General features: G+C 68.0%; 20 protein-coding genes. 13 read left to right on the forward strand and 7 right to left on the reverse strand.

The window, feature by feature from the left end:
• The first annotated feature begins 35 nt into the window (after nt 1-35).
• The gene (gene hemF / locus KK131_RS09600; RefSeq protein ID WP_214556418.1) at nt 36-938 is read left to right on the forward strand and encodes an oxygen-dependent coproporphyrinogen oxidase; all 903 of its coding nucleotides are present in this window, start codon (nt 36-38) and stop codon (nt 936-938) included.
• Nucleotides 939-950: 12 nt separating this feature from the next.
• On the opposite strand, the gene KK131_RS09605 is transcribed toward hemF, so the two are convergent.
• Both KK131_RS09605 and KK131_RS09610 read right to left on the reverse strand, forming a co-directional pair.
• Entirely contained in the window at nt 951-1169 is a 219-nt protein-coding gene (locus KK131_RS09605) for a hypothetical protein (RefSeq protein ID WP_214556419.1), read from the reverse strand.
• Nucleotides 1170-1252: 83 nt separating this feature from the next.
• Nucleotides 1253-1924 (reverse strand): hypothetical protein, encoded by a 672-nt coding sequence (locus KK131_RS09610; protein ID WP_214556420.1) that lies wholly within the window; start codon nt 1922-1924, stop codon nt 1253-1255.
• 155 nt (nt 1925-2079) lie between these two features.
• Between KK131_RS09610 and gpmA the strand changes: the two genes are divergently transcribed.
• Nucleotides 2080-2823, forward strand: coding sequence for a 2,3-diphosphoglycerate-dependent phosphoglycerate mutase (gene gpmA / locus KK131_RS09615; protein ID WP_214556421.1), 744 nt, complete (start codon nt 2080-2082; stop codon nt 2821-2823).
• A gap of 172 nt (nt 2824-2995) precedes the next feature.
• On the forward strand, nt 2996-3544 hold the full coding sequence (locus KK131_RS09620; protein WP_214556422.1) for a DUF1453 domain-containing protein: 549 nt from the start codon (nt 2996-2998) through the stop codon (nt 3542-3544).
• A gap of 9 nt (nt 3545-3553) precedes the next feature.
• On the opposite strand, the gene zapE is transcribed toward KK131_RS09620, so the two are convergent.
• Together zapE and KK131_RS09630 are read right to left on the reverse strand one after the other, a co-directional pair.
• Complete coding sequence (gene zapE / locus KK131_RS09625; RefSeq protein ID WP_214556423.1) at nt 3554-4678, reverse strand: cell division protein ZapE; 1125 nt, start codon at nt 4676-4678, stop codon at nt 3554-3556.
• Nucleotides 4679-4694: 16 nt separating this feature from the next.
• Nucleotides 4695-5384, reverse strand: coding sequence for an alpha/beta fold hydrolase (locus KK131_RS09630; protein ID WP_214556424.1), 690 nt, complete (start codon nt 5382-5384; stop codon nt 4695-4697).
• A gap of 48 nt (nt 5385-5432) precedes the next feature.
• Between KK131_RS09630 and KK131_RS09635 the strand changes: the two genes are divergently transcribed.
• Nucleotides 5433-6026 carry an ACP phosphodiesterase gene (locus tag KK131_RS09635; protein ID WP_214556425.1) on the forward strand — a complete coding sequence of 198 codons (594 nt, stop codon included), beginning with the start codon at nt 5433-5435 and terminating at the stop codon, nt 6024-6026.
• Nucleotides 6027-6211: 185 nt separating this feature from the next.
• Here KK131_RS09635 and KK131_RS09640 read toward each other — a convergent pair whose 3' ends face one another.
• Nucleotides 6212-6733 carry a c-type cytochrome gene (locus tag KK131_RS09640; protein ID WP_214556426.1) on the reverse strand — a complete coding sequence of 174 codons (522 nt, stop codon included), beginning with the start codon at nt 6731-6733 and terminating at the stop codon, nt 6212-6214.
• Nucleotides 6734-7227: 494 nt separating this feature from the next.
• On the opposite strand from KK131_RS09640, the gene KK131_RS09645 reads away from it, so the two are divergent.
• From KK131_RS09645 to KK131_RS09675, 7 genes are all read left to right on the forward strand, one after another.
• Nucleotides 7228-8478, forward strand: coding sequence for an efflux RND transporter periplasmic adaptor subunit (locus KK131_RS09645; RefSeq protein WP_214556427.1), 1251 nt, complete (start codon nt 7228-7230; stop codon nt 8476-8478).
• Between the two features lie 102 nt (nt 8479-8580).
• Nucleotides 8581-11820 carry an efflux RND transporter permease subunit gene (locus tag KK131_RS09650; RefSeq protein ID WP_214556428.1) on the forward strand — a complete coding sequence of 1080 codons (3240 nt, stop codon included), beginning with the start codon at nt 8581-8583 and terminating at the stop codon, nt 11818-11820.
• Between the two features lie 294 nt (nt 11821-12114).
• Nucleotides 12115-15249 carry an efflux RND transporter permease subunit gene (locus tag KK131_RS09655; protein WP_214556429.1) on the forward strand — a complete coding sequence of 1045 codons (3135 nt, stop codon included), beginning with the start codon at nt 12115-12117 and terminating at the stop codon, nt 15247-15249.
• A 116-nt stretch (nt 15250-15365) separates the two neighbouring features.
• Entirely contained in the window at nt 15366-15662 is a 297-nt protein-coding gene (locus KK131_RS09660; RefSeq protein ID WP_214556430.1) for a LysM peptidoglycan-binding domain-containing protein, read from the forward strand.
• A 15-nt stretch (nt 15663-15677) separates the two neighbouring features.
• Nucleotides 15678-16196 (forward strand): hypothetical protein, encoded by a 519-nt coding sequence (locus KK131_RS09665; protein WP_214556431.1) that lies wholly within the window; start codon nt 15678-15680, stop codon nt 16194-16196.
• A gap of 231 nt (nt 16197-16427) precedes the next feature.
• Nucleotides 16428-18653: an NADP-dependent isocitrate dehydrogenase gene (locus KK131_RS09670; RefSeq protein ID WP_214556432.1), complete on the forward strand. Its 2226-nt coding sequence runs from the start codon at nt 16428-16430 to the stop codon at nt 18651-18653.
• Nucleotides 18654-18777: 124 nt separating this feature from the next.
• Nucleotides 18778-19782 carry a TraB/GumN family protein gene (locus KK131_RS09675; RefSeq protein WP_214556433.1) on the forward strand — a complete coding sequence of 335 codons (1005 nt, stop codon included), beginning with the start codon at nt 18778-18780 and terminating at the stop codon, nt 19780-19782.
• Between the two features lie 19 nt (nt 19783-19801).
• Here KK131_RS09675 and KK131_RS09680 read toward each other — a convergent pair whose 3' ends face one another.
• A complete protein-coding gene (locus tag KK131_RS09680) occupies nt 19802-20746 on the reverse strand; it encodes an aldo/keto reductase (RefSeq protein WP_214556434.1) in 945 nt (314 codons plus the stop codon).
• A gap of 86 nt (nt 20747-20832) precedes the next feature.
• A complete protein-coding gene (locus KK131_RS09685; RefSeq protein ID WP_214556435.1) occupies nt 20833-21027 on the reverse strand; it encodes a hypothetical protein in 195 nt (64 codons plus the stop codon).
• A 108-nt stretch (nt 21028-21135) separates the two neighbouring features.
• On the opposite strand from KK131_RS09685, the gene KK131_RS09690 reads away from it, so the two are divergent.
• Nucleotides 21136-22056: a LysR substrate-binding domain-containing protein gene (locus tag KK131_RS09690; RefSeq protein ID WP_214556436.1), complete on the forward strand. Its 921-nt coding sequence runs from the start codon at nt 21136-21138 to the stop codon at nt 22054-22056.
• 70 nt (nt 22057-22126) lie between these two features.
• Complete coding sequence (locus KK131_RS09695) at nt 22127-23239, forward strand: S-(hydroxymethyl)glutathione dehydrogenase/class III alcohol dehydrogenase (RefSeq protein WP_214556437.1); 1113 nt, start codon at nt 22127-22129, stop codon at nt 23237-23239.
• The last annotated feature ends 22 nt before the right edge of the window (nt 23240-23261 follow it).

Below are 23261 nucleotides of genomic sequence, written 5' to 3' on the forward strand. Positions count from 1 at the left end.
GCTAAGCTTGCGCCATTGAATCGACGAGTCGGGCGATGAGCGAGCAAGCCAACCGGGCCGAAACCTTCCTGCGCGAACTGCAGGACCGCATCTGCGCCGCGATCGAACAGGCCGACGGCGGCGCGCGCTTCGAGGAGGACGCGTGGACACGCGCGGCCGGCGGTGGCGGGCGCACCCGCGTGCTGCGCGACGGCGCGGTGTTCGAGCAGGCCGGGGTGAATTTCTCGCGCGTGCACGGCCACCAGCTGCCGCCCAGCGCCACCGCGCATCGGCCGGAGCTGGCCGGCGGCAGCTTCATCGCCACCGGCGTGTCGCTGGTGCTGCACCCGAAGAATCCGCACGTGCCGACCACCCACGCCAACGTGCGCTATTTCGAAGCCAGCAAGGAAGGCGTGGAGCCGGTGTGGTGGTTCGGCGGCGGCTTCGACCTCACCCCCTTCTATCCGGTGGACGAGGACGTGCGGCACTGGCACACGGTGGCGCGCGACCTGTGCGCGCCGTATGGCGCGGACGTCTATCCGCGCTACAAGCAGTGGTGCGACGAGTACTTCTACCTGAAGCATCGCGACGAGACCCGCGGCGTCGGCGGACTGTTCTACGACGACTTGAACGAGGGCGGCTTCGAGCGCTGCTTCGCGTTCACCCAGGCGGTCGGCCAGGGTTTCCTCGATGCCTACCTGCCGATCGTGGCGCGCCGCAAGGCCACGCCATACGGCGAGCGCGAGCGCGAGTTCCAGCTGTACCGGCGCGGCCGCTACGTGGAGTTCAACCTGGTCTACGACCGCGGCACCCTGTTCGGCCTGCAGTCCGGCGGGCGCACCGAATCGATCCTGATGAGCCTGCCGCCACGCGTGCGCTTCGAATACGCGTATCAGCCCGAGCCGGGTTCGCCCGAGGCGCAGCTGGCGGAATACCTGAAGCCGCGGGATTGGGCGTAGCGCCCGCCCGTCTCAGATTTCAGCCGTGAAACCAGCGGCACGCAGGCAACGGACATAGGCGACGCTACGAATGCTTGCGCCAGTACTGTCAATCGCATAAGCCTTCGACACGGCGGACTGGACGCGGCAGTTGCGTTCGGCGTGCCGGTGAAGTGCGTCGCGATTCATGGGCGCGCTGGCACAACCCGCCAGCGCCGCGGCGACGACCGCGACGGCGATTTGGGTGTTCATGGCAGTCTCCCGGCGAGCCCCGGATGATGGCTCGCTGCAATGGGTCGGTTGTTCGGTTGTGGTGACGAATGCCGGGTCGCGGCCTACGGTGCATCCCCATGGAATCGCTCCACCGTGGCTCCCTTCACCGGGCCGATCTGTGCGCTGTCGCTGACCTTCAGCACCACCTCGCGGCGGAATTCCAGCGTGCCCTGCACCACGGCGTGCGGGCCGATCACGATCACCGGCTTGCGGTCGCTGCCCCAGTGGAACCAGCCGCTGTTCGGCTTGTCGACCAGGATGCCGCCCTCGACGCGCGAGTCGGCACCGACCGTGACGTCGCCGCCGACCGTGCCGATGCCGCCGGCGACGTGGGCGCCGTCCAGCACGATCGCGCCGTTGACGTTCTCCAGCCGGCCGCCGATTTCGGCGCCGCGAGCCAGATGGATGCTGCCGTTGACCGCGTTCACCTTGCCGCTGACCCGGCTGGCGCCGCCCAGGCTGATCGCGCCGTTGACCGTGCCCAGTTCGGTTGCCTGCGCCTTGTCGCCCAGTTCGACTTCGCCGTTGACGGTGCTGGCCTCGTGCACGCTGGCGCCGTCGCCGACATGGACCGCGCCGTTGACGGTGCTGACATCGCCCGCCTGCTGCCCGGCCGCGACCTGCACCGAACCGTTGACCTTGTCGATGTCGTTGTCTTGCGCGACGGCCAGCGGCGGCAGGACCAGGCCCAGCGCCAGTGCGGCCAGGATGAGGATCGTCGGGAATCGACGCATGGCAATCTCCTTGAGTCTTCAGTGGATGGGTACAAGCACTAGGATGCAGCCAGCGGGCCGAGGGTTTGGCATGACCTGTGGCAGGGGCCGCATTTGACGCTGCCGGGGGCCGGCCGGCACCATTCCCGATTTACTCATCACTGTTGGGCGCCTCCATGCACAAGCTCGTCCTGATCCGCCACGGCCAATCGCAGTGGAACCTCGACAACCGCTTCAGCGGCTGGGCCGACGTCGACCTCACCGAGCAGGGCATGGCCGAGGCGCGCGAGGCCGGCCGGCTGCTGCTGGAAGCCGGCTACCATTTCGACGTGGCGCACACCTCGGTGCTCAAGCGCGCGGTGCGCACGCTGTGGGGCGTGCAGGACGCGATGGACCTGATGTGGATCCCGGTGCTCACCGACTGGCGCCTCAACGAGCGCCACTATGGCGGCCTCACCGGGCTGAACAAGGCCGAGACCGCGGCGAAGTACGGCGAGGACCAGGTGAAGATCTGGCGGCGCAGCTACGACATCCCGCCGCCGCCGCTGGACCGGGCCGCCAACGAGTCGGTGCACGATCCGCGCTACGCGGCGCTCGATCCGAAGGACATCCCCGACACCGAATGCCTGAAGGACACCGTGGCGCGCGTGCTGCCGTACTGGCACGAGGTGCTGGCGCCGGCGATCAAGTCCGGCCAGCGCGTGCTGGTGGCGGCGCACGGCAATTCGCTGCGCGCGCTGGTGAAGTACCTCGACGTCATCTCCGACGAGGCGATCGTGGAGCTCAATATCCCCAACGGCGTGCCGCTGGTGTACGAGTTCGACGACGCGCTGAAGCCGCTGCGCCACTACTACCTCGGCGACGCCGACGCGATCGCGGCGAAGATGGCCGCGGTGGCGAACCAGGGCAGGGCGAAGTAGCTTTTGGCCGGGATTCGGGATTGGGGATTCGGGATTCGCAAAAACACAGCTGCACCACCCGCTGGCGGGCTTTTGCCTCTACGAATCCCCGCTCCAAAGGGTGACAATCGTCAGTCGCTACGCATGGGTCTGCCGCACTAAGCTGGCGGCCGGCTCTCCACCGGATCACGCCATGCCAGCGCACCTGACCAACTACCTCGTCATGCTGCCGATCCTCGCCTGGATCGTGTGGCGCCGCGTCAGCCGCCAGTTCGGCCGCCAGCCGATCCGGCGCAAGCGGATGATCTTCCGCATCGTGGTGTTCGCGATCATCGGCGGCCTGCTTGCGCTCAGCGGATTCCACCACGTCGCACTGGCCGAGGGCCTGCTCGGCGGCATCCTGGTCGGTGGCGCGCTGGGCCTGCTCGGCCTGCGCCTGACCCGCTTCGAGGTGGATCCGGTCAAGGGCGACTGCTATGTGCCGAACCCGTGGATCGGTGCGCTGCTCACCGCGCTGCTGCTGGGCCGGCTGGCTTGGCGCTTTCTGGTGTTGTGGCCGCAGATGCAGCACGACCCGGCCGCGGCGCAGGCCGGCGCGTACCCGGCGGGCTACGCCTCCAGTCCGCTGACCATGCTGGTGATCGGCCTGCTGGTCGGCTACTACATCGCCTACTTCAGCGGCCTGCTGATCCACCACCGCCGCTTCCAGCGGACGCAGGCCGGTAGCGCGACGGCGCTGTGAGCCGTCGCTTCACTCCGGGCGATGCGCCAGCGCCAGGTACTCCTCGCTCTGCATCTCGATCAGCCGCGACTCGGTGCGGCCGAACTCGGCGCGCAGGCGTTCGCCGTCGTACAGCTCGGTGATCGGTGCGGCGGCGGACAGCACCAGCTTGACGTGGCGGTCGTAGAACTCGTCGACCAATTGCACGAAACGCTTCGCCGCGTCCTCGCTGTAGATGGTGAACTGCGGCACGTTGGACACGATGATCGCCGGGCCGGCCTTGGCCAGTGCGATGTAGTCGGCGACCGCGCGCGGGCCTTCGCACAGCGCGGCGAAGTCGAACCACAGGATGTTGTCGGCGCGCTTGTGGAACGGGATGTCGCGGCTGTTGACGTGCAGCACGCCATCCTCCTGCACGTTGCCGCTGGCCTGGCTGGCGAAGATGCGCTCCAGCGCGCGATGCGCCTCGGCGCCGGGCGGGGTCAGGTAGACCGGTGCCTGGGTCAGCGCACGCAGGCGCCAGTCGCGCGAGGAGGCCATCTCGACTACGTGGCAGTGCCGTTCGATCAGCGCGATCGCAGGCAGGAAGCGCGCGCGCTGCAGGCCGTCCTTGTACAGGTTCGCCGGCGCGGTGTTGGAGGTGGTGACCAGGGTGACGCCGCGCGCGAACAGCGCGTCGAGCAGGTTGGACAGGATCATCGCGTCGCCGATGTCGTTGACCAGGAACTCGTCCAGGCACAGCACGCGGCAACGCGCGGCGATGTCGGCGGCGACTTCGACCAGCGGACTCTGCCGCTCGCCCAATGCGCGCAGGCTCTCGTGCACCTCGCCCATGAAGCGGTGGAAGTGCCGGCGCAGCGCCACGCCGTGCGGCAGGCTGGCCGCGAACAGGTCCATCAGGAAGGTCTTGCCACGGCCGACCGTGCCCCACAGGTACAGCCCCGCGACCGCCTCGGGCGGGTCGTTGCCGAGCAGCGATTTCAGCCGGCCGAACAGGCCGTTGCCGTTGCCGCTGGCGGGCTCGGTGCACAGCGCCGCGTGCATGCGGTCGAACTCCGGCAGCAGCGCCAGCTGGGTCGGGTCGGACTCCCAGCGGTGCGCGGCGACGCCTTCGAGGTAGCGCGCGCTGGGCGCGAGCGAGGGGATTTCACTCATGGAGCGTGGGTAGGCGTCAGCCATGCCGCAACGGCGGCAGCCAGCCGTGCACCGCGTGCTTGATCGCGCCGCGCAGATCCATCAGCCGGCGGTGGAAGAAGTGGCTGGTTTCGGGCATGCGCACCAGTTCGGGCCGGTGCGCCAGCGTCTCGACCCAGTCGAACACCGCCTGCGGTTCGACGATCTCGTCGGCCTCGCCCTGCACGATCAGCCACGGGCAGGTCGGCAACGCGATCGCCTCGAACGGCCAGCGCCCGACCGGCGGCGCGATGCTGATCAGTGCATCGGCGCGCAGGCGCACCGCGTTGGCGATGGCCACGTAGCTGCCGAACGAGAAGCCGGCCAGCCACAGCGCATCGTCCGGGCGCATGCGGCGCACCCAGGCCACCACCGCAGCCAGGTCGTCGCTTTCGCCGTGGCCCGTGTCGTAGTCGCCTTGCGAATTGCCGGCACCGCGGAAGTTGAAACGCACCGTATCCAGCCCGGATTCGCGCAGCGCCCGTTCGGCCATCGTCACCACCTTGTTGTGCATGCTGCCGCCCTCGATCGTCAGCGGATGGCAGAGCACGGCCACGCCGCGGCGTGCGCAGGCGGGCTCGGCGACGTCGCTGATGGTCTCGAGCTTGCCGGCGGGGCCATCGAGCATGAAACTGGCGGCGACGTCCGGAAAGCTGGCAGGTTCGGCAGAGAGCTCGGTGGGATTCATGTGCACGATGATAACCGCCGGGCGGATCGGCTGCCGCGGACGCTCCGCATGAACCACCTGGCGCATGCGTTGCTGGCCGGCGACGACGAGGCCCTGCAGCTCGGCGGAATGCTGGGCGATTTCGTGCACGGGCAGCCGGACGGGAGTTTGTTCCCGTCGCGGGTGATCGCCGGCATCCGCCTGCACCGGGCGATCGACGTGTACACCGACGCCCATCCCGAAGTGCTGGCGGCGAAGGCGCTGCTGCCATCGCCGTATCGACGCTATGCCGGGATCCTGCTGGACATGTGGTTCGACCGCTGCCTGGCGCGCGATTTTCCGCGCTGGAGTGCGCAGCCGTTGCCGGAGTATTCCGCCGCCCTGCGCGCCCTGCTGTGGCGGCAGGACGCGCTGCTGCCGCCACAGCTGCGGCGCTTCCGCGGTTACATGGAGACGCATGACCTGCCGGCGGCGTACACCGATGACGACCTGCTGGGCGAGGCGCTGGGCGGCATCGGCCAGCGCCTGCGCCGCGCCAATCCGCTGGCCTCGGCGCTGCCGGTGCTGCAGCAGCGCGAGGCGCAGCTGCAGCCGCGCTTCGAGGCGTTCTTCCCGCAGGTGCGGGAGTTCGCGCGGGCGTGGGTCGAGGCGCACGTGGGGTGAGCCCCCTTTCCACGCGAAGCGGGAACGGGGAAAAAAAGAATGCTGCCTGCGGGTTTTTGCTTTTGCTTTGGTGGAGCGCGGGTGGGCCCGTACCCTCTCCCCAACCCTCTCCCGAGGGGAGAGGGGGCCAACGAAAACGCCGCCCGAAGGCGGCGTTTGGCGAAAGCTTGCCGGATCAGGCGAAGTTACTTCGCCTGATCAGCCAGCCAGTGCACGGCGTTGGTCACCTGTTCGGCGGTGAGCGCCGGGTTGCCGCCCTTGGGCGGCATGAAGTTGCCGTCCGGGCCGTGGTAGCCCTCGATCGCGTGCTTGACCAGGGTGTCGATGCCCTGCGCCAGGCGCGGACCCCAGGCGGCCTTGTCGCCGGTCTTCGGCGCGCCGGCGACGCCGGAGCCGTGGCAGCTGGTGCACAGGTGGTCGTAGATCGCCTTGCCGTCGGTGGTGCCGCCGTAGGCAACCTGCGAGGCGGCGGCCTTGGCGGCGGCATCGGCGGCGGCCTGCATGGCGGCGCGGCCGGTATTGCCGGCGTAGACGGCGCCGTCCGGCGCGATCCGCGCGGCAACCTTGGCTGGCTGCTTCGGGTTGGTTTCCTTCGGTTCGTGGTCGTGGATCGCCAGCGCCGCGAAGATCAGCACCACCGTCAGCACGGCCAGACCGCCGATCATGATCGAGAACTGGCGCAAGACGCTCTGATCGGATTTGCTCATGGGACCGCTCACGCACGTACTCCTGTCAGTGGGCAGGACGGAGCGCCACGATGGCTGTTCCGACCTGCCTGAATTGCCTGTTGCTGTCGCACCGGCCCGATGGACGCATCCCGGTGCGGATTGCCGTGCGTGAGTGCACGGCACGGATCACGTTTGCCGTTCGACCCGGATTCGTGGGTCGGACAGGCAACAGTCGGCGATTATAAACGAAGCGCGCGGCAAGTTTCAGGCCTCCGCGGCGACCCGCCGCGGCGACCGTGCCTGCCGCGGCAGCCCGCGCGGTGCCTGCGGATGGCCCTGCAGCGGGCGGCGCCCCTGCCATCGGTCATGCCGGACCCATGTCAACCGGCATTGTTCAAGCTCGTTGATCTGCCCCTATGCTTTGATCCCGAGAGACGCGTGTCGGCATGGCCCGGCAGGCGTCCGTCATTTCGCAAACGCATGCTACGCAGTCGTGCGCCGGTCGGGCGCACCGTTCAATCCAGGAGTTTTACATGTCGCGTTTTTGGAAGATCGCGTTGATCGTGATTGCCGTGATCGTGGTGGCAACGGTGGGTTTCCGCCTGCTGCACAAGCCGTCCCCGGCGGGTACCGCGTCGGCGCAGTCCGCCACCAAGAGCAAGGGCGGCAAGGACGGCAAGGATGAAACGCCGCCGGTGCCGGTCACCGTGGTGCCGGTGGTCAAGCAGAACGTGCCGGTCTACCTGACCGCGCTGGGCACGGTGCAGGCGCTCAACACGGTCACCGTGAATCCGCAGGTGGGCGGCCAACTGCTCAGCCTGGAGTTCACCGAAGGCCAGCCGGTGAAGAAGGGCCAGGTGCTGGCGCAGATCGATCCGCGTACCTACCAGGCCGCCTACGACCAGGCTGCGGCGAAGCAGCGCCAGGACCAGGCGCTGCTGGAGACGGCGAAGAGCAACCTGACGCGCAGCCAGGACCTGGCCGCCCAGGGCTACATCTCGAAACAGGACCTGGACACCCTGCGCAACACGGCCGCCCAGTACGCGGCCATGGTGGCCGCCGATGCGGCCAGCGTGCGCGACAGCCAAGTGCAACTGGCCTACACCAAGGTGATCTCGCCGATCGACGGTCTCGCCGGCATCCGCAACGTGGATCCGGGCAACGTGGTGACCACCAGCACCGGCATCGTCACGCTGACCCAGCTGCATCCGATCAACGTGATGTTCACCCTGCCCGAGCAGAACCTCGACATGGTGCGTGCCGCCGCCGCCCAGAAAGGCGCCTCGCTGCAGGTGACCGCGCTGGACCGCACCGATGCGCACCCGATCGCCAGCGGCGGCGTGCTCAAGGTGATCGACAACCAGATCGACACCAGCACCGGCACGTTCCGCCTGAAGTCGGAGTTCCCGAACGACAGGAACGAATTGTGGCCGGGCCAGTTCGTCAACGTGCAGCTGCTGGTCAGCACCGTCGACGGCGGCCTGGTGATCCCGGCGCAAGCGGTGCAGCGCGGGCCGGACGGCGACTATGTCTACCAGGTGCAGGCCGACAGCACGGTGAAGATGCAGGCGGTGGCGGTCGCCGGTGAAGTGGGCGACAGCCACGTGATGATCGGCAGCGGCCTCAAGGCCGGCGACCGCGTCGTCACCGAAGGCCAGTTCCGGCTGAAGCCGGGCAGCAAGGTCAACGCGCTGAAGCCGGGCGAAGTGCCGGCGGCGCCGACCGCGGCCGAACTGGAGAAAGCCAAGCAGAGCAGCAAGGGTGGCGGTCGCCGTCGCGGCTGAGCGGCCGCGCGCCGACAGTGCAACGCCACCGCAGTCGTGCGAAACCGGCCGTGCCCCGGCCATGATCGCGGCTGAACCCGCACCTACACGTTACGGATAGCCATGGGATTCTCGACCCTCTTCATTCGCCGCCCGATCGCCACCTCGCTGTTGATGGTGGCGGTGCTGCTGCTCGGCATCCTCGGCTATCGCCAGCTGCCGGTGTCCGCCTTGCCGGAGATCGAGGCGCCCAGCCTGGTGGTGAGCACGCAGTACCCGGGCGCCAGCGCCAGCACCATGGCGGCGCTGATCACCACGCCGCTGGAGCGCAACCTGGGGCAGATCTCCGGGCTCACCATGATGAGTTCGGATTCCTCCGCCGGGCTGTCCACGATCATCCTGCAGTTCTCGATGGACCGCGACGTCGACATCGCCGCGCAGGACGTGCAGGCCGCGATCAACCAGGCCAAGGGCACGCTGCCGGGCAACCTGCCGTATCCGCCGGTGTACAACCGGGTCAACCCGGCCGACGCGCCGATCCTCACCCTCAAGCTCACCTCCGACAGCCGCCAGCTGCGCGAGGTGAACGACCTGGCCGACTCGATCATCGCGCAGAAGCTGTCGCAGGTGCAGGGCGTGGGCCTGGTCTCGATCGCCGGCAACGTGCGCCCCGCGGTGCGCGTGCAGGTGAACCCGGCGCAGCTGTCCAACCTCGGCCTGACCCTGGAAGACGTGCGCAGCGCGCTGACCCAGGCCAACGTCAACGCGCCGAAGGGCACGCTGAACGGCAAGACGCAGAGCTACTCGATCGGCACCAACGACCAGTTGAGCGACGCGTCCGAGTACAAGAGCACCATCATCAGCTACAAGAACAATTCGCCGGTGCGGCTGTCCGACGTGGCCAAGGTGGTCGACGGCGTCGAGAACGACCAGCTCGCCGCGTGGGCGAACGGCCAGCCGGCGGTGCTGCTGGACGTGCGCCGCCAGCCCGGCGCCAATATCGTGCAGACGGTGGAGCAGATCCGCCGCGTGCTGCCCGAACTGCGCAGCGCGCTGCCGGCCGACGTGCATCTGGACGTGTTCGCCGACCGCACGGTGACCATCCGCGCCTCGGTGCACGACGTCGAGTTCACCCTTATCCTCACCGTGTTCCTGGTGATCGGCGTGATCTTCGTGTTCCTGCGCCGGCTGTGGGCCACCGTGATTCCGTCGGTGGCGGTGCCGCTGTCGTTGATGGGCACGTTCGGCGTGATGGCGTTCACCGGCATGTCGCTGGACAACCTGTCGCTGATGGCGCTGGCGGTCGCCACCGGCTTCGTGGTGGACGATGCGATCGTGATGATCGAGAACATCGTGCGCTACATCGAGCAGGGCCGCGACGGCAAGGAGGCGGCCGAGGTCGGCGCGAAGGAAATCGGCTTCACCGTGCTGTCGCTGACCGTGTCGCTGGTGGCGGTATTCCTGCCGCTGCTGCTGATGCCCGGCGTCACCGGCCGGCTGTTCCACGAGTTCGCCTGGGTGCTGACCATCGCGGTGACCATCTCGATGCTGGTGTCGCTGACGCTGACGCCGATGATGTGCGCCTACCTGCTCAAGCCCGACCAGCTGCCCGAGGGCGACGACGCGCACGAGCGCCACGCCGCGGCCGGCAAGCGCACGGTGTGGTCGCGCACGGTGCATATCTACGAGAACTCACTGGACTGGGTGCTCGACCACCAGCGCCTGACCATGCTGGTGGCCGGCGCGGCGGTGGTGCTCACCGTGTTCCTGTACGTCGTGATCCCCAAGGGCCTGCTGCCCGAGCAGGACACCGGCCTGATCACCGGCGTGGTGCAGGCCGACGACAACATCGCCTTCCCGCAGATGGAGGACCGCACCAAGGCGGTCGCCGAGGCGCTGCGCAAGGATCCGGCGGTGGCCGGCGTGGCCGCCTTCATCGGCGCCGGCACCATCAATCCCACGCTCAACCAGGGCCAGCTCTCGATCGTGCTGAAGGACCGCGGCGACCGCGACGGCCTGGACGAGCTGCTGCCGCGCTTGCAGCACGCGGTGGCCGGCATTCCCGGCGTGGCACTGTACCTGAAGCCGGTGCAGGACGTGACCCTGGACAGCCGCGTCGCCGCCACCGAATACCAGTACTCGCTGTCCGCGGTGAAATCGTCGGAGCTGGCCGGCTACGCCAGCCAGATGACCCAGGCGATGCGCCAGCGGCCGGAGCTGGCCGACGTGGACAACAACCTGGCCGACAACGGCAACGCGCTGAAGCTGACCATCGACCGCGAGAAGGCCAGCCGCCTCGGCGTGCCGGTGCAGAGCATCGACGACACCTTGTACGACGCGTTCGGCCAGCGCCAGATCTCCACCATCTTCACCCAGCTCAACCAGTACCGCGTGGTGCTGGAAGTGGCGCCGGAGTTCCGCAGCAGCGACGACCTGCTCAACAAGCTCACCGTGCGCGGCAACGGCAACGGCGCGCTCACCGGCAGCAACGCGACCAGCTTCGGCCAGCTGAAGTCGAGCAACTCGGCGACTCCGTCGGGCATCGGCAACACCGGCAACATCGGCTTCGAGATCGGCGGCGGCGGCACCATCCCGCTGTCCTCGCTGGTCAGCGCCCAGGTCACCAGCGCGCCGCTGGTGGTCAGCCACCAGCAGCAGTTGCCGGCAGTGACGCTGGCGTTCAACGTGGCGCCGGGCTACTCGCTGTCCGACGCGGTGGCGGCGATCCACGAGGTCGAGCGGCAGTTGAATTTCCCGCCGCAGATCCGAGGCGAGTTCGTCGGCAAGGCCGCCGAGTTCACCTCCTCGCTGGGCGACGAGGTACTGCTGCTGCTGGCCGCGATCGTGGTGATCTACATCGTGCTGGGCGTGCTTTACGAGAGCTACATCCACCCGCTGACGATCATCTCCACGCTGCCGCCGGCTGGTGTCGGCGCGCTGCTGGCGCTGATCATCTGCGGCATGAGCCTGTCGGTGGACGGCATCGTGGGCATCGTGCTGCTGATAGGCATCGTGAAGAAGAACGCGATCATGATGATCGACTTCGCGATCGAGGCGCGGCGCACCGGCCTCAACGCGCGCGACGCGATCCGCCGCGCCTGCCTGCTGCGCTTCCGCCCGATCATGATGACTACCGCCGCGGCGATGCTCGGTGCGCTGCCGCTGGCGCTGGGCAACGGCATCGGAGCGGAACTGCGCCGGCCGCTGGGCGTGTCGATCGTGGGCGGCCTGCTGCTGTCGCAGCTGGTCACGCTGTACACCACGCCGGTGATCTACCTGTACATGGAACGTTTCTCCGACTGGCTGGCCGCCCGCCGCGAGCGGCGCGCCCTGAACCACGCCCAGGCCAGCAGCGCGGCGTGATTCCGCCGATGTTCCGTCTTGCTCCCTCCCCTGCCTGCAGGGGAGGGCCGGGGAAGGGTCATTCTTCGCCGCAAAGTCAAAAGCACCCCCCCCTCCCGACCAGGAGTTGCTTTGCCTTGCTCCCTCCCTTGCTCGCAGGGGAGGGCCGGGCGACCGCGGGGAGTCCTTCAGATGGAGGAGCGCTCTTCGTGGAGTCCCGCAATCAACCTTTTCGCGGCATGGACGTTGAGGGTGGGATGATTCGTTCGCGCGCCGTCTGCCGTACCCCGCCCATCCCCCGTCCACGTTGAATCCATGAACATCTCCGGCACCTTCATCCGCCGCCCGATCGGCACTTCGCTGCTGGCGATGGGCCTGTTCGTGGCCGGCATGATCTGCTACGCCCTGCTCGGCGTGGCGGCGCTGCCGAACATGCAGTTCCCGGCGATCTTCGTGCAGGCCAGCCAGGCCGGCGCGGACGCCAGCACGATGGCGTCGACCGTGGCCGCGCCGCTGGAACGGCACCTGGGCCAGGTGCCCGGCATCGAGACGATGCGCTCGTCCAGCTCCGAGGGCCGCACCTTCGTCTTCATGATGTTCCGCAACGGCACCGACCTGGACTCCGCCGCGCGCGACGTGCAGGCGGCGATCAACTCGGCCGCACCGGACCTGCCCAGCGGCCTCAACGGCGCGCCCAGCTACCAGAAGGCGAACCCGAACGACGACCCGATCATCGCGCTCGCGCTGACTTCGGCCACGCAATCGGCGGCCGACCTGTACAACCTGTCCGACACCCTGCTGGCGCAGCGGCTGCGCCAGTTGCCGGGCGTGTCGTCGGTGGAGATCGCCGGTGCGGCCACGCCGGCGATCCGCGTCGACGTGAACCTGCGCGCGCTGAACGCGATGGGCCTGTCGCCGGACCAGCTGCGCAATGCGCTGAGCGCGGCCAACGTGACCTCGCCGGAGGGCTTCCTGTCCAACGGCACCACCACCATGTCGGTCAGCGCCACCACCCAGCTGCACAGCGCGGACGAGTTCGCCCAGCTGGTGATCGCCAGCCGCAACGGCACGCCGGTGCGGCTGGCCGACGTGGCGAACGTCTACGCCGGCCAGCAGGATGCGTATCAGGCCGCCTGGTTCCACGGCAAACCGGCCGTGCTGATGTACGTCTACAAGAAGGCCGACGCCAACGTCATCGCCACCGTCGACCTGGTCAAGAACCAGCTGCCGCTGCTGCGCGAATACCTGCAGCCGGGCACCGTGCTGACCCCGTTCTTCGACGGCACGCCGACCATCCGCGCCTCGCTGCACGAAGTGCAGGCCACGCTGCTGATCTCGCTGGCGATGGTGATTCTGGTGATGGCGCTGTTCCTGCGCCGGCTCGCCCCCACGCTGATCGCCGCGGTGGCGGTGCCGCTGTCGCTGGCCGGCGCGTTCGTGGTGATGTACATCCTCGGCTATACGCTAAACAACCTCACCCTGCTGGCGCTGGTGATCGCGATCGGCTTCGTGGTGGACGATGCGATCGTGGTGATCGAGAACATCATCCGCCACATCGACGGCGGCATGTCGCGCATGCAGGCGACCCTGGCCGGCGCGCGCGAGATCGGCTTCACCATCGTCTCGATCACCGCCTCGCTGATCGCCGTGTTCATCCCGCTGCTGTTCGCCGGCGGCGTCACCGGCATGTTCATGCACGAGTTCTCGGTGACCCTGGTCTCGGCGATCGTGGTCTCCGCGCTGGTCTCGCTGACGCTGACGCCGGCGCTGTGCGGCCGCTTCCTCGGCGGGCATGCCGCAAGGGAAAAGGCGCAGCCGTCGCGGCTTGCGCGCACATTGGACGGTTTCCACGCCGGCATGCTGCGCGTGTACACCCGCGCGCTGAACTTCTCGCTGCGCCACGCGCTGCTGTTCTCGCTGACTCCGCTGGTGCTGATCGTGGCCACGTTCTACCTGTTCGGCGTGGTCAAGGCCGGCCTGTTCCCGGCGCAGGACACCGGCCTGATCTGGGGCCGCGCCAGTTCCAGCGCCACCGTGTCGTTCGCCGAAAGCAGGCAGCGGCTGGAACGGCTCACCGCGATGCTGATGGCCGACCCCGATGTCGCCACCGTGGGCTCGCGCCTGGGCAGCAGCCGGCAGGGCACCAGCGGCTCGTTCAACATCGACCTGAAGACCCGCGCCGAAGGCCGCCAGGACGACACCTTCGCGGTGCTCGCGCGGCTCAGCGCGAAGGCCGCGAACTACCCCGACCTCAACCTGCGCCTGCGCCCGGTGCAGGACCTGCCCAGCGGCGGTGGCGGCGGCACCAGCCAGGGCGCGCAATACCAGGTGTCGCTGCAGGGCAACGACCTGGCCAGCCTGCAGGAGTGGCTGCCGAAACTGCAGGCCGAGCTGAAGAAGAACCCGAAGCTGCGCGACGTCGGCACCGACGTCGACGAGGCCGGCCTGCGCCAGAACATCGTGATCGACCGCGACAAGGCCGCGCGGCTCGGCGTGTCGATCGGCAGCATCGACGGCGCGCTGTACGACGCGTTCGGCCAGCGCCAGGTGTCCACCATCTACTCGGACATCAACCAGTACCAGGTGGTGGTCAACGCGCTGCCCGAACAGACCGCCACGCCGGAGGCGCTCAACCGCATCTACGTGCGCTCCAGCAGCGGCCAGATGATCCCGATCACCGCGTTCGCGCGGCAGGAGCCGGGGCTGGCGCCGTCGCAGATCACCCACGAAAACCAGTACACCACGATGGACTTGAGCTTCAACCTCGCGCCCGACGTGAGCATGGGCGAGGCGATGGCGATCATCCAGTCCACCGTGAAGAACATGCGCATGCCCGGCGACATCCGGGTGCAGATGGGCAACGACTTCCGCCGCTTCCAGCAGTCGCAGAGCGGCATGGGCTGGCTGATCCTGGCCGCCGTGCTCACCGTCTACATCGTGCTCGGCATGCTGTACGAGAACCTGGTCCACCCGATCACCATCCTGTCCACCCTGCCGGCCGCCGGCGTGGGTGCGCTGCTGGCGCTGTGGCTGACCGACACCGAGCTGTCGGTGGTGGCGCAGATCGCACTGGTGCTGTTGATCGGCATCGTCAAGAAAAACGCGATCATGATGATCGACTTCGCCCTGGTCGCCGAACGCGAACACGGCAAGCCGCCGCTGGAAGCCGCACGCGAAGCGTGCATCGTGCGCTTCCGCCCGATCATGATGACCACCATGGTCGCCATCCTCGCCGCATTGCCGATCGCGATCGGCCTCGGCGAAGGCAGCGAACTGCGCCGCCCGCTCGGCATCGCCCTGATCGGCGGCCTGCTGATCTCGCAAAGCCTCACCCTGCTCAGCACCCCGGCGCTGTACGTGATCTTCTCGTGCCTCGCCGAGCGGCGGAGAGCGTGGTGGGCGCGGCGGCAAGGGCGCAAGGCGCTGCTGGCCAGGCCTGGCATTGGCTGATCCAAGGGGGCGCTGGGTGGTTGCGGTCCCAGCTGAACGCTCCGCCAACGCACTCACAACCCGTTAACTGCAAGGTGGTTATCACTGACTCCTCTTCCGAGACGGAGTTGCGTGCGATGGGCAACGAGACCAGCAAACCGGATTTTTCCGATGTGCAGGGCGGGGTGAAGTCCACCGCGCCGGATGCACCGCCCAAGGCGGATTTCAGTGGCGTGCAGTCGCAGGTCAGATCGACTGCCGACGCGGCCACCACCTATACCGTGGCGGCAGGCGACAACCTGTCGAAGATCGCCAGGCACTTCTATGGCAATGCGAATGCGTGGAAGCGGATTTTCGACGCAAACCGCGACCAGCTGACCGATCCGGACCGGATCAAGCCCGGCCAGACGTTGAAGATTCCCGCCCAGTCCTGAAGCAGGAGGTATCCCATGAAGATGACTCGCCAACCCTTGATCCTCGCCGCAGCGCTGGTTGCCGTGCTGGCCCTGAGCGCATGCGGCAAACATGATGAATCGACCGCGCCGGCTCCGTCCGCCACGCCGCCAGCCGCCGCCACGGCCCCAGCACCTGCCGCGCCTGCGCCAGCCTCCACGGCGCCGATGGCCATGAACAACGCGCCTGCCGGGGTCACGTTCAGCTCGGTGGAGCTGGGCTCGACGGTCGACGCCAACAACAAGATCCTCGCCAGCGGCACCAGTTTCGCGCCGAAGGACAGCATCTACGCCTCGGTCGACACCAGCGGCAGCGGCAACGCCACGCTGGCGGCGAAATGGACCTACCAGGACGGCCAGGTCGTGCATGAGGACAGCAAGGCCCTCAACGCCATGGGCCCGGAGACCACCGCGTTCATGATCAGCAAGCCCGGCGGGTTCCCCGCCGGCAACTACAAGGTGGATATCTCGTTGAACGGCAACCAGGTCGCCAGCAAGGATTTCTCGGTGAAGTAAGTCGTCGCGGCGATGACGGATGAAACGAGGGCGCGGCCATGCCGCGCCTTCGTCGTTTTGTCACGCGTGACGCCACAGTACGTTGCCGCATGTTGACGGCAGTGGCCGCGTCACGCTTTCCCCACCCCGGCGAAAACGCGACAATGGGAGGCTTGTATCAGGCTGCCGCCAGTGTCCGGCAGCACGGTGCCCTTTCGGCCAATGCAGTAGCTAAAGAGGTCCACACAGACAATGTCCACCACGCCCAAGATCATCTACACGCTGACCGATGAAGCCCCGTTCCTGGCCACGCAGTCGCTGCTGCCGATCATCGCTGCGTTCACCGGCACGGCAGGCATCCGGGTGGAGACGCGCGACATCTCGCTGGCCGCGCGCATCGTCGCGCTGTTCCCGGAATGCCTGCAGGCCGGGCAGAAGCTGGCCGACGATCTCGCCGAATTGGGCCAGCTGGCCACCACGCCGGAGGCGAACATCATCAAGCTGCCGAACATCAGCGCCTCGATGCCGCAGCTGAAGGCGGCGATCAAGGAGCTGCAGGGCCAGGGCTACGCGCTGCCGGATTACCCGGATGCGCCGAAGGACGACAGCGAGAAAGACATCAAGGCGCGCTACGACCGGGTCAAGGGCAGCGCGGTGAACCCGGTGCTGCGCGAGGGCAATTCCGACCGCCGCGCGCCGGCCTCGGTGAAGAACTACGCGCGCAAGCATCCGCACAAGATGGGCGCGTGGAACAAGGATTCGAAGACCCACGTGGCGCACATGGACGGCGGCGATTTCTACGGCAGCGAGAAGTCCGCGCTGATCGCGCAGGCCGGCAAAGTCAGCATCGAGTGGTTCGGCAAGGACGGCAGCCACGCCGTGCTGAAGCCGAAGACCGCGCTGCTGGCCGGCGAGATCATCGACGCCGCGGTGATGAGCCGCAAGGCGCTGGCCGCGTTCGTCGACGCGCAGGTCGCGGACGCGAAGCGGCAAGGCGTGCTGTTCTCGCTGCACCTGAAGGCCACCATGATGAAGGTCTCCGACCCGATCATGTTCGGCGTGGCGGTCAGTGAGTTCTATAAAGACGTGCTGGCGAAGCACGCCGATGCGCTGAAGCAAATCGGCTTCAACCCGAACAACGGCATCGGCGACCTGTACGCGCGCCTCGGCGCGCTGCCGGAAGCGCAACAGGCGGCGATCAAGGCCGACCTCGACGCCGAGTACGCGCAGCGCCCGGGCGTGGCGATGGTCAACTCGGACAAGGGCATCACCAACCTGCACGTGCCCAGCGACGTGATCGTCGATGCGTCGATGCCGGCGATGATCCGCGACTCCGGCAAGATGTGGAACGCGCAGGGCCAGCTGCAGGACGTCAAGGCGGTGATCCCCGATCGCAGCTACGCCGGCGTCTATCAGGCGACCATCGAGGACTGCAAGGCGCACGGCGCGTTCGACCCGGCCACCATGGGCAGCGTGCCGAACGTGGGCCTGATGGCGCAGGCGGCCGAGGAGTACGGCTCGCACGACAAGACCTTCCAGATCGCCGGCGACGGCGTGGTCAAGGTGATCGACGCGGCCGGCAGCGTGCTGCTGCAGCACGACGTCGAAGCCGGCGACATCTGGCGCATGTGCCAGACCAAGGACGCGCCGGTCCAGGACTGGGTGAAGCTGGCGGTGAGCCGCGCGCGGCACACGCCGGCGGTGTTCTGGCTGGACCCGCAGCGCGCCCACGATGCCCAGGTGATCAAGAAGGTCGAGCGCTACCTGAAGGACCACGACACCAGCGGCCTGGACATCCGCATCATGGATCCGGTGGCGGCCACGAAATTCTCGCTGGAGCGCATCCGCCAGGGCCTGGACACCATCTCGGTCACCGGCAACGTGCTGCGCGACTACCTCACCGACCTGTTCCCGATCATGGAGCTGGGCACCAGCGCGAAGATGCTGTCGATCGTGCCGCTGATGGCCGGCGGCGGCCTGTTCGAGACCGGCGCCGGCGGCTCGGCGCCGAAGCACGTGCAGCAGTTCCTGGAAGAGAACTATCTGCGCTGGGATTCGCTCGGCGAGTTCCTCGCGCTGGCCGCGTCGCTGGAACACCTGGGCAACCGCTACGGCAGCGCCGAGGTCGACGTGCTGGCGAAGACGCTGGACCAGGCCAACGGCAAGTTCCTCGACACCGACAAGTCGCCCTCGCGCAAGGTCGGCGGCATCGACAACCGCGGCAGCCACTTCTACCTGGCGCTGTACTGGGCGCAGGCGCTGGCCGCGCAGGACGTGAACGCCGCGCTGAAGGCGAGGTTCGCGCCGCTGGCCAAGGCGCTGACGGAAAATGAAGCGGCCATCGTCGACGAGCTCAACCGCGTGCAGGGCAAGCCGGTCGACATCGGCGGCTACTACCACCCCGACCTGGCGCGGGTCGGCGCGGCGATGCGCCCCAGCGCCACCTTCAACGCCGCGCTGGCGAAGCTGTCGGCGTGATGCGCTGACCATGGGTTGCGGAACGGGGCGCTGCACGGCGCCCCGTTTTTTTGTCGTCGTCGGCCATCTGCGACTCAGCGTCGTCCTGCCACAATGGCGACTGTCGAAGCCGGAGCTGTCCGTCATGCGTCTGCCGTACCTCGCTTTCCTGTTCGCGCTGGGCGGGCTGTCGCCGGTGTTCGCGCAGTCGGCCGCCACGCCGCCGGCGCCGGACGTGGCCGACCTGCCTGCCGTGGTGGTCAGCGGCGTGCAGCCTGGTCCCGGCCTGTGGAAGGTGAGCAAGGGCGATCACGTGATGTGGGTGCTCGGCACGCTGTCGCCGCTGCCGCGCGCCATGCAGTGGCAGTCGCGCGAAGTGGAGCAGGCGATCGGCGCCTCGCAGCAGGTGCTGCTGGCGCCTTCGGTGCAGTTGAAGGCCGACGTCGGTTTCTTCGGCAAGATGTTCCTGCTGCCTTCGGCCTACAGCGCGCGCAAGAACGCCGATGGCGAAACCCTGCAGCAGGTGCTGCCGCCGCCGGTGTATGCGCGCTGGCAAACGCTGAAGCAGAAATACATCGGCGACGATCGCGGCATCGAGCGCTGGCGGCCGCTGTTCGCGTCGCAGGAGCTGTACCGCAAGGCGCTGAAGGCAAATGGGCTGAGCCGTTCCGGCGGGATCAAGGCGAACATCGACGCGCTGGCCAAGCGCCACGGCGTGCCCGAGCTGCCGACCGACTACCACGTGCTGATCGAGCATCCGCGCGCGGCGATCAAGGCGTTCAAGCAGGCCGCGCCGCGCGACACCACTTGCTTCATCCGCACCCTGGACAGCGTCGAGCACGACATGCCGGCGATGACCGCCCGCGCGAATGCCTGGGCCACCGGCGATCTGCAGGCGCTGCGCGAACTGCCCGACAGCGACCGCCACGACGCCTGCGTGGCGGCGGTGGCAGGCGCCGGCTTTGCGCAGGCGCTCGGGCTTGGCGACGTGCCGGCGAAGCAGCGCGCCGTGTGGCTGGCCGCCGCGCGCAAGGCGCTGGCCGGCAACGCGCAGACCTTCGCGCTGCTGCCGATGGACGAGCTGCTGAAACCGGATGGCTACCTGGCCACGCTGCAAGCCGAGGGCTACCAGGTCGACGCGCCGGAGTGAGGTACGCCGGGAGCCGTGATCAGGCGCTGGCCAGGTCGAGCTGCGCGATCTCGTTGTCGCTCAGCTGCAATGAAGTGGCGCCGAGCAGCTCGCGCAGCTGTTCCACGCTGGTGGCGCTGACGATCGGTGCGGTGATGCCGGGGCGGGCGATCAGCCAGGCCAGCGCGACCTGGGCCGGCGTGGCGTGGTGCGCGGCAGCCACCGCATCGAGTGCGGCGAGCACCTGAAGGCCGTGCGGGTTCAGGAATTTTTTCACCGCGCCGCCGCGTGCGCTGCTCTTGGCCAGGTCGGCTTCGCTGCGGTACTTGCCGCTGAGGAAGCCGCTGGCCAGCGCGTAGTAGCTGATCACGCCGATGTTCTCGCGGCGGATCAGCGGCTCCAGTTCCTTCTCGTAGCCGGCGCGGCTGACCAGGTTGTATTCCGGCTGCAGGCTTTCGTAGCGCGGCAGGCCGTGCTGTTTCGAGACGGCCAGCGCATCGGCGAAGCGGGCGGCGCCGAAGTTCGACGCGCCGATCGCGCGCACCTTGCCGGCCTCGATCAGCCGCGCGAATTCGCCCAGCGTGTCCGCCATCGGCACGCTGGCGTCATCCTGGTGCGCCTGGTACAGGTCGATGCAGTCGACCTGCAGGCGCTGCAGCGAGCCGTCCACCGCCTGGCGGATGTTCACCGGCGACAGGCCGGGATGCTCGGCCCACTTGGCGACCTTGGTCGAGATCACCACGCGGTCGCGCTTGCCGCTCTTCTTCAGCCACTTGCCGATGATGGTTTCCGACTCGCCACCGGCGTTGCCCGGCACCCAGGCCGGATAGACGTCGGCGGTGTCGATCAGGTTGCCGCCGGCGTCGACGAACGCATCCAGCAGTTCGAACGAGCGCTTCTCGTCCACGCTCCAGCCGAACACGTTGCCGCCGAAGGCGAGCGGGGCGATGGAAAGCGGCGAATGGCCGAGTGGACGCTGCTGCATGGAAAACCTCGGACGGAGCTGGGGACACTCCATCCGAGGTGGTTGCCGCCGGCGCCGGAATCAAGCGCCGGCCGCCGCGGTGCGGATCAGCGGGGCCGGACGAGCCGCGGCCACGCCGATGCGCAGCACATCGCCGCGATCACTTTGACCTTCTTGGCGGCGGCCTTGTCGGCGATGGCTTTGCGTTCGCCTGCATCGTCTTGCGGATCAGGCCGCCAGGACGGATCGATGTTGGTGAGGTGACCGTGCAGGAACAGCAAATCTTTCCAGATCGAGCTCATGGGGAAGCCTCCTTGGGAAGCCTTGGACTTGGGGTGCGCTCAAGGTACGCGTGCCTGAGGTCGCCAAAAAGCGATATATTCGCAAGCCAGCCTTGAGAGATATTCAAGATGGGAAAGCTGCCGCTGGGTCTGCTGCAACAGTTCGTGCTGGTCGCCCGGCTGGGCAACCTGTCGCGCGCCGCGGCGCAGGCGAATCTCACCGTCAGCGCGCTCAGCCATCAGATGCGCCAGCTGGAAGAGCGCCTGGAACGGCGCCTGTTCGAACGTGGCCCGCGCGGGGTGACGCTGACGGTCGACGGTTGCAGCCTGCTGGAGGCGGTCGGCGAACATTTCGACGGCATCGAACACGCGCTCTCGCATTACCGCACGCGCCACCACGATGCGCTCACGCTCAGCGCCAGCCCCGGCATCATGTCCAGCTGGCTGGTGCCGCGGTTGCCGAAATTGGTGGCCGCGCATCCGGAGCTGGAGCTCAGCCTGCAGTCCGGTTCGACGCTGGTGAACTTTACGCGCGAACCGGTCGACGTGGCCCTGCGTTACGGTCGCGGCGAATGGGCCGGCCTGCACTGCGAACGGCTGTTCGGCGAATGGATCGCACCGGTGGCCGCGCCCGCGTTGATCGCGCGGATGGCCGGCGTCGATCCGCGCGACCTGTCGCGCTGGCCGCTGCTCGGCGAGCCGAATCCTTCCACGCGCTGGAGCGACTGGTTCAACCGCACCGGCGGCACGCCGCCGACGCGCTACGTGGCGCAGTTCGACAGCCTCGATGCGCTGCGGCATGCGGCGCTGGAAGGCCTCGGCGTGGCCCTGGGGCGGATGGTGACGTCGAAGTCGCTGATCGACGCCGGGCGCTTGCAGGTGCTGGGCGAAAACTACCTGGCGGTGAAGGAGGCGTACTGGCTGGTGTATCCGCCACGCTCGCAGGAGCATCGCGGCTTGCAGCTGTTCCGCGAATGGCTGCTGGCCGAGGCGGACGACTACCGTCGGCAGATGTCGGCGTTCCGGCCCGGCGACACGGCGGTCGATTGATGCGGTTTCGCAAACGGGCCGGACGCGTCATCATCGTGGGTCGTGCCGGTCCATCGTCAGGAGTTGAATCATGAAGTCACGCGCCGCCGTCGCCTGGGAAGCAGGCAAGCCGCTCAGCATCGAACAGGTCGACGTGGCGGGGCCGAAGGCCGGCGAGGTGCTGGTGCGCATCGTCGCCACCGGCGTCTGCCACACCGATGCGTTCACCCTGTCCGGCGCCGATCCGGAAGGGATGTTCCCGGTGATCCTCGGCCACGAGGGCGGCGGCATCGTCGAGGAAGTGGGCGAAGGCGTGACCTCGCTCAAGGTGGGCGATCACGTGATTCCGCTGTACACGCCCGAATGCGGCGAGTGCAAATTCTGCCGCTCCGGCAAGACCAACCTGTGCCAGAAGATCCGCGTCACCCAGGGCCAGGGCCTGATGCCGGACGGCACCTCGCGCTTTTCGTTGAGCGGCAAGCCGCTGCTGCACTACATGGGCACCAGCACGTTCAGCGAATACACCGTGCTGCCGGAGATCTCCGTGGCGAAGATCAACAAGGCGGCGCCGCTGGAGAAGGTGTGCCTGCTCGGCTGCGGCATCACCACCGGCATCGGCGCGGTGCTGAACACGGCGAAGGTCGAGCCGGGCGCGTCGGTGGCGGTATTCGGCATGGGCGGCATCGGCCTGTCGGTGGTGCAGGGCGCGGTGATGGCGAAGGCCGGGCGCATCGTGGTGGTCGACACCAATCCGGCGAAGTTCGAGATGGCGAAACTGCTCGGCGCAACGGATTTCATCAATCCGAAGGATTACCCGGACACGCCGATCCAGCAGGTGATCGTCGAGCTCACCGACGGCGGCGTGGACTATTCGTTCGAGTGCATCGGCAACGTGCACGTGATGCGCTCGGCGCTGGAGTGCTGCCACAAGGGCTGGGGCGAATCGATCATCATCGGCGTGGCCGGCGCGGGCCAGGAGATCAGCACGCGGCCGTTCCAGCTGGTCACGGGGCGGGTCTGGCGCGGCTCGGCGTTCGGCGGGGTCAAGGGCCGCTCGCAGCTGCCCGGCTACGTCGAGCGCTACCTGGCCGGCGAGATCAAGATCGACGAGATGATCACCGAGGTACTGCCGCTGGAGCGCATCAACGAGGCGTTCGAGCTGATGCACGAGGGCAAGGTGATCCGTTCGGTGATCCACTACTGACGCCCGTCTCCTTAGCCTGGCG

It is taken from the genome of Rhodanobacter sp. LX-99, assembly GCF_018599185.1.
Classification (GTDB): domain Bacteria; phylum Pseudomonadota; class Gammaproteobacteria; order Xanthomonadales; family Rhodanobacteraceae; genus Rhodanobacter.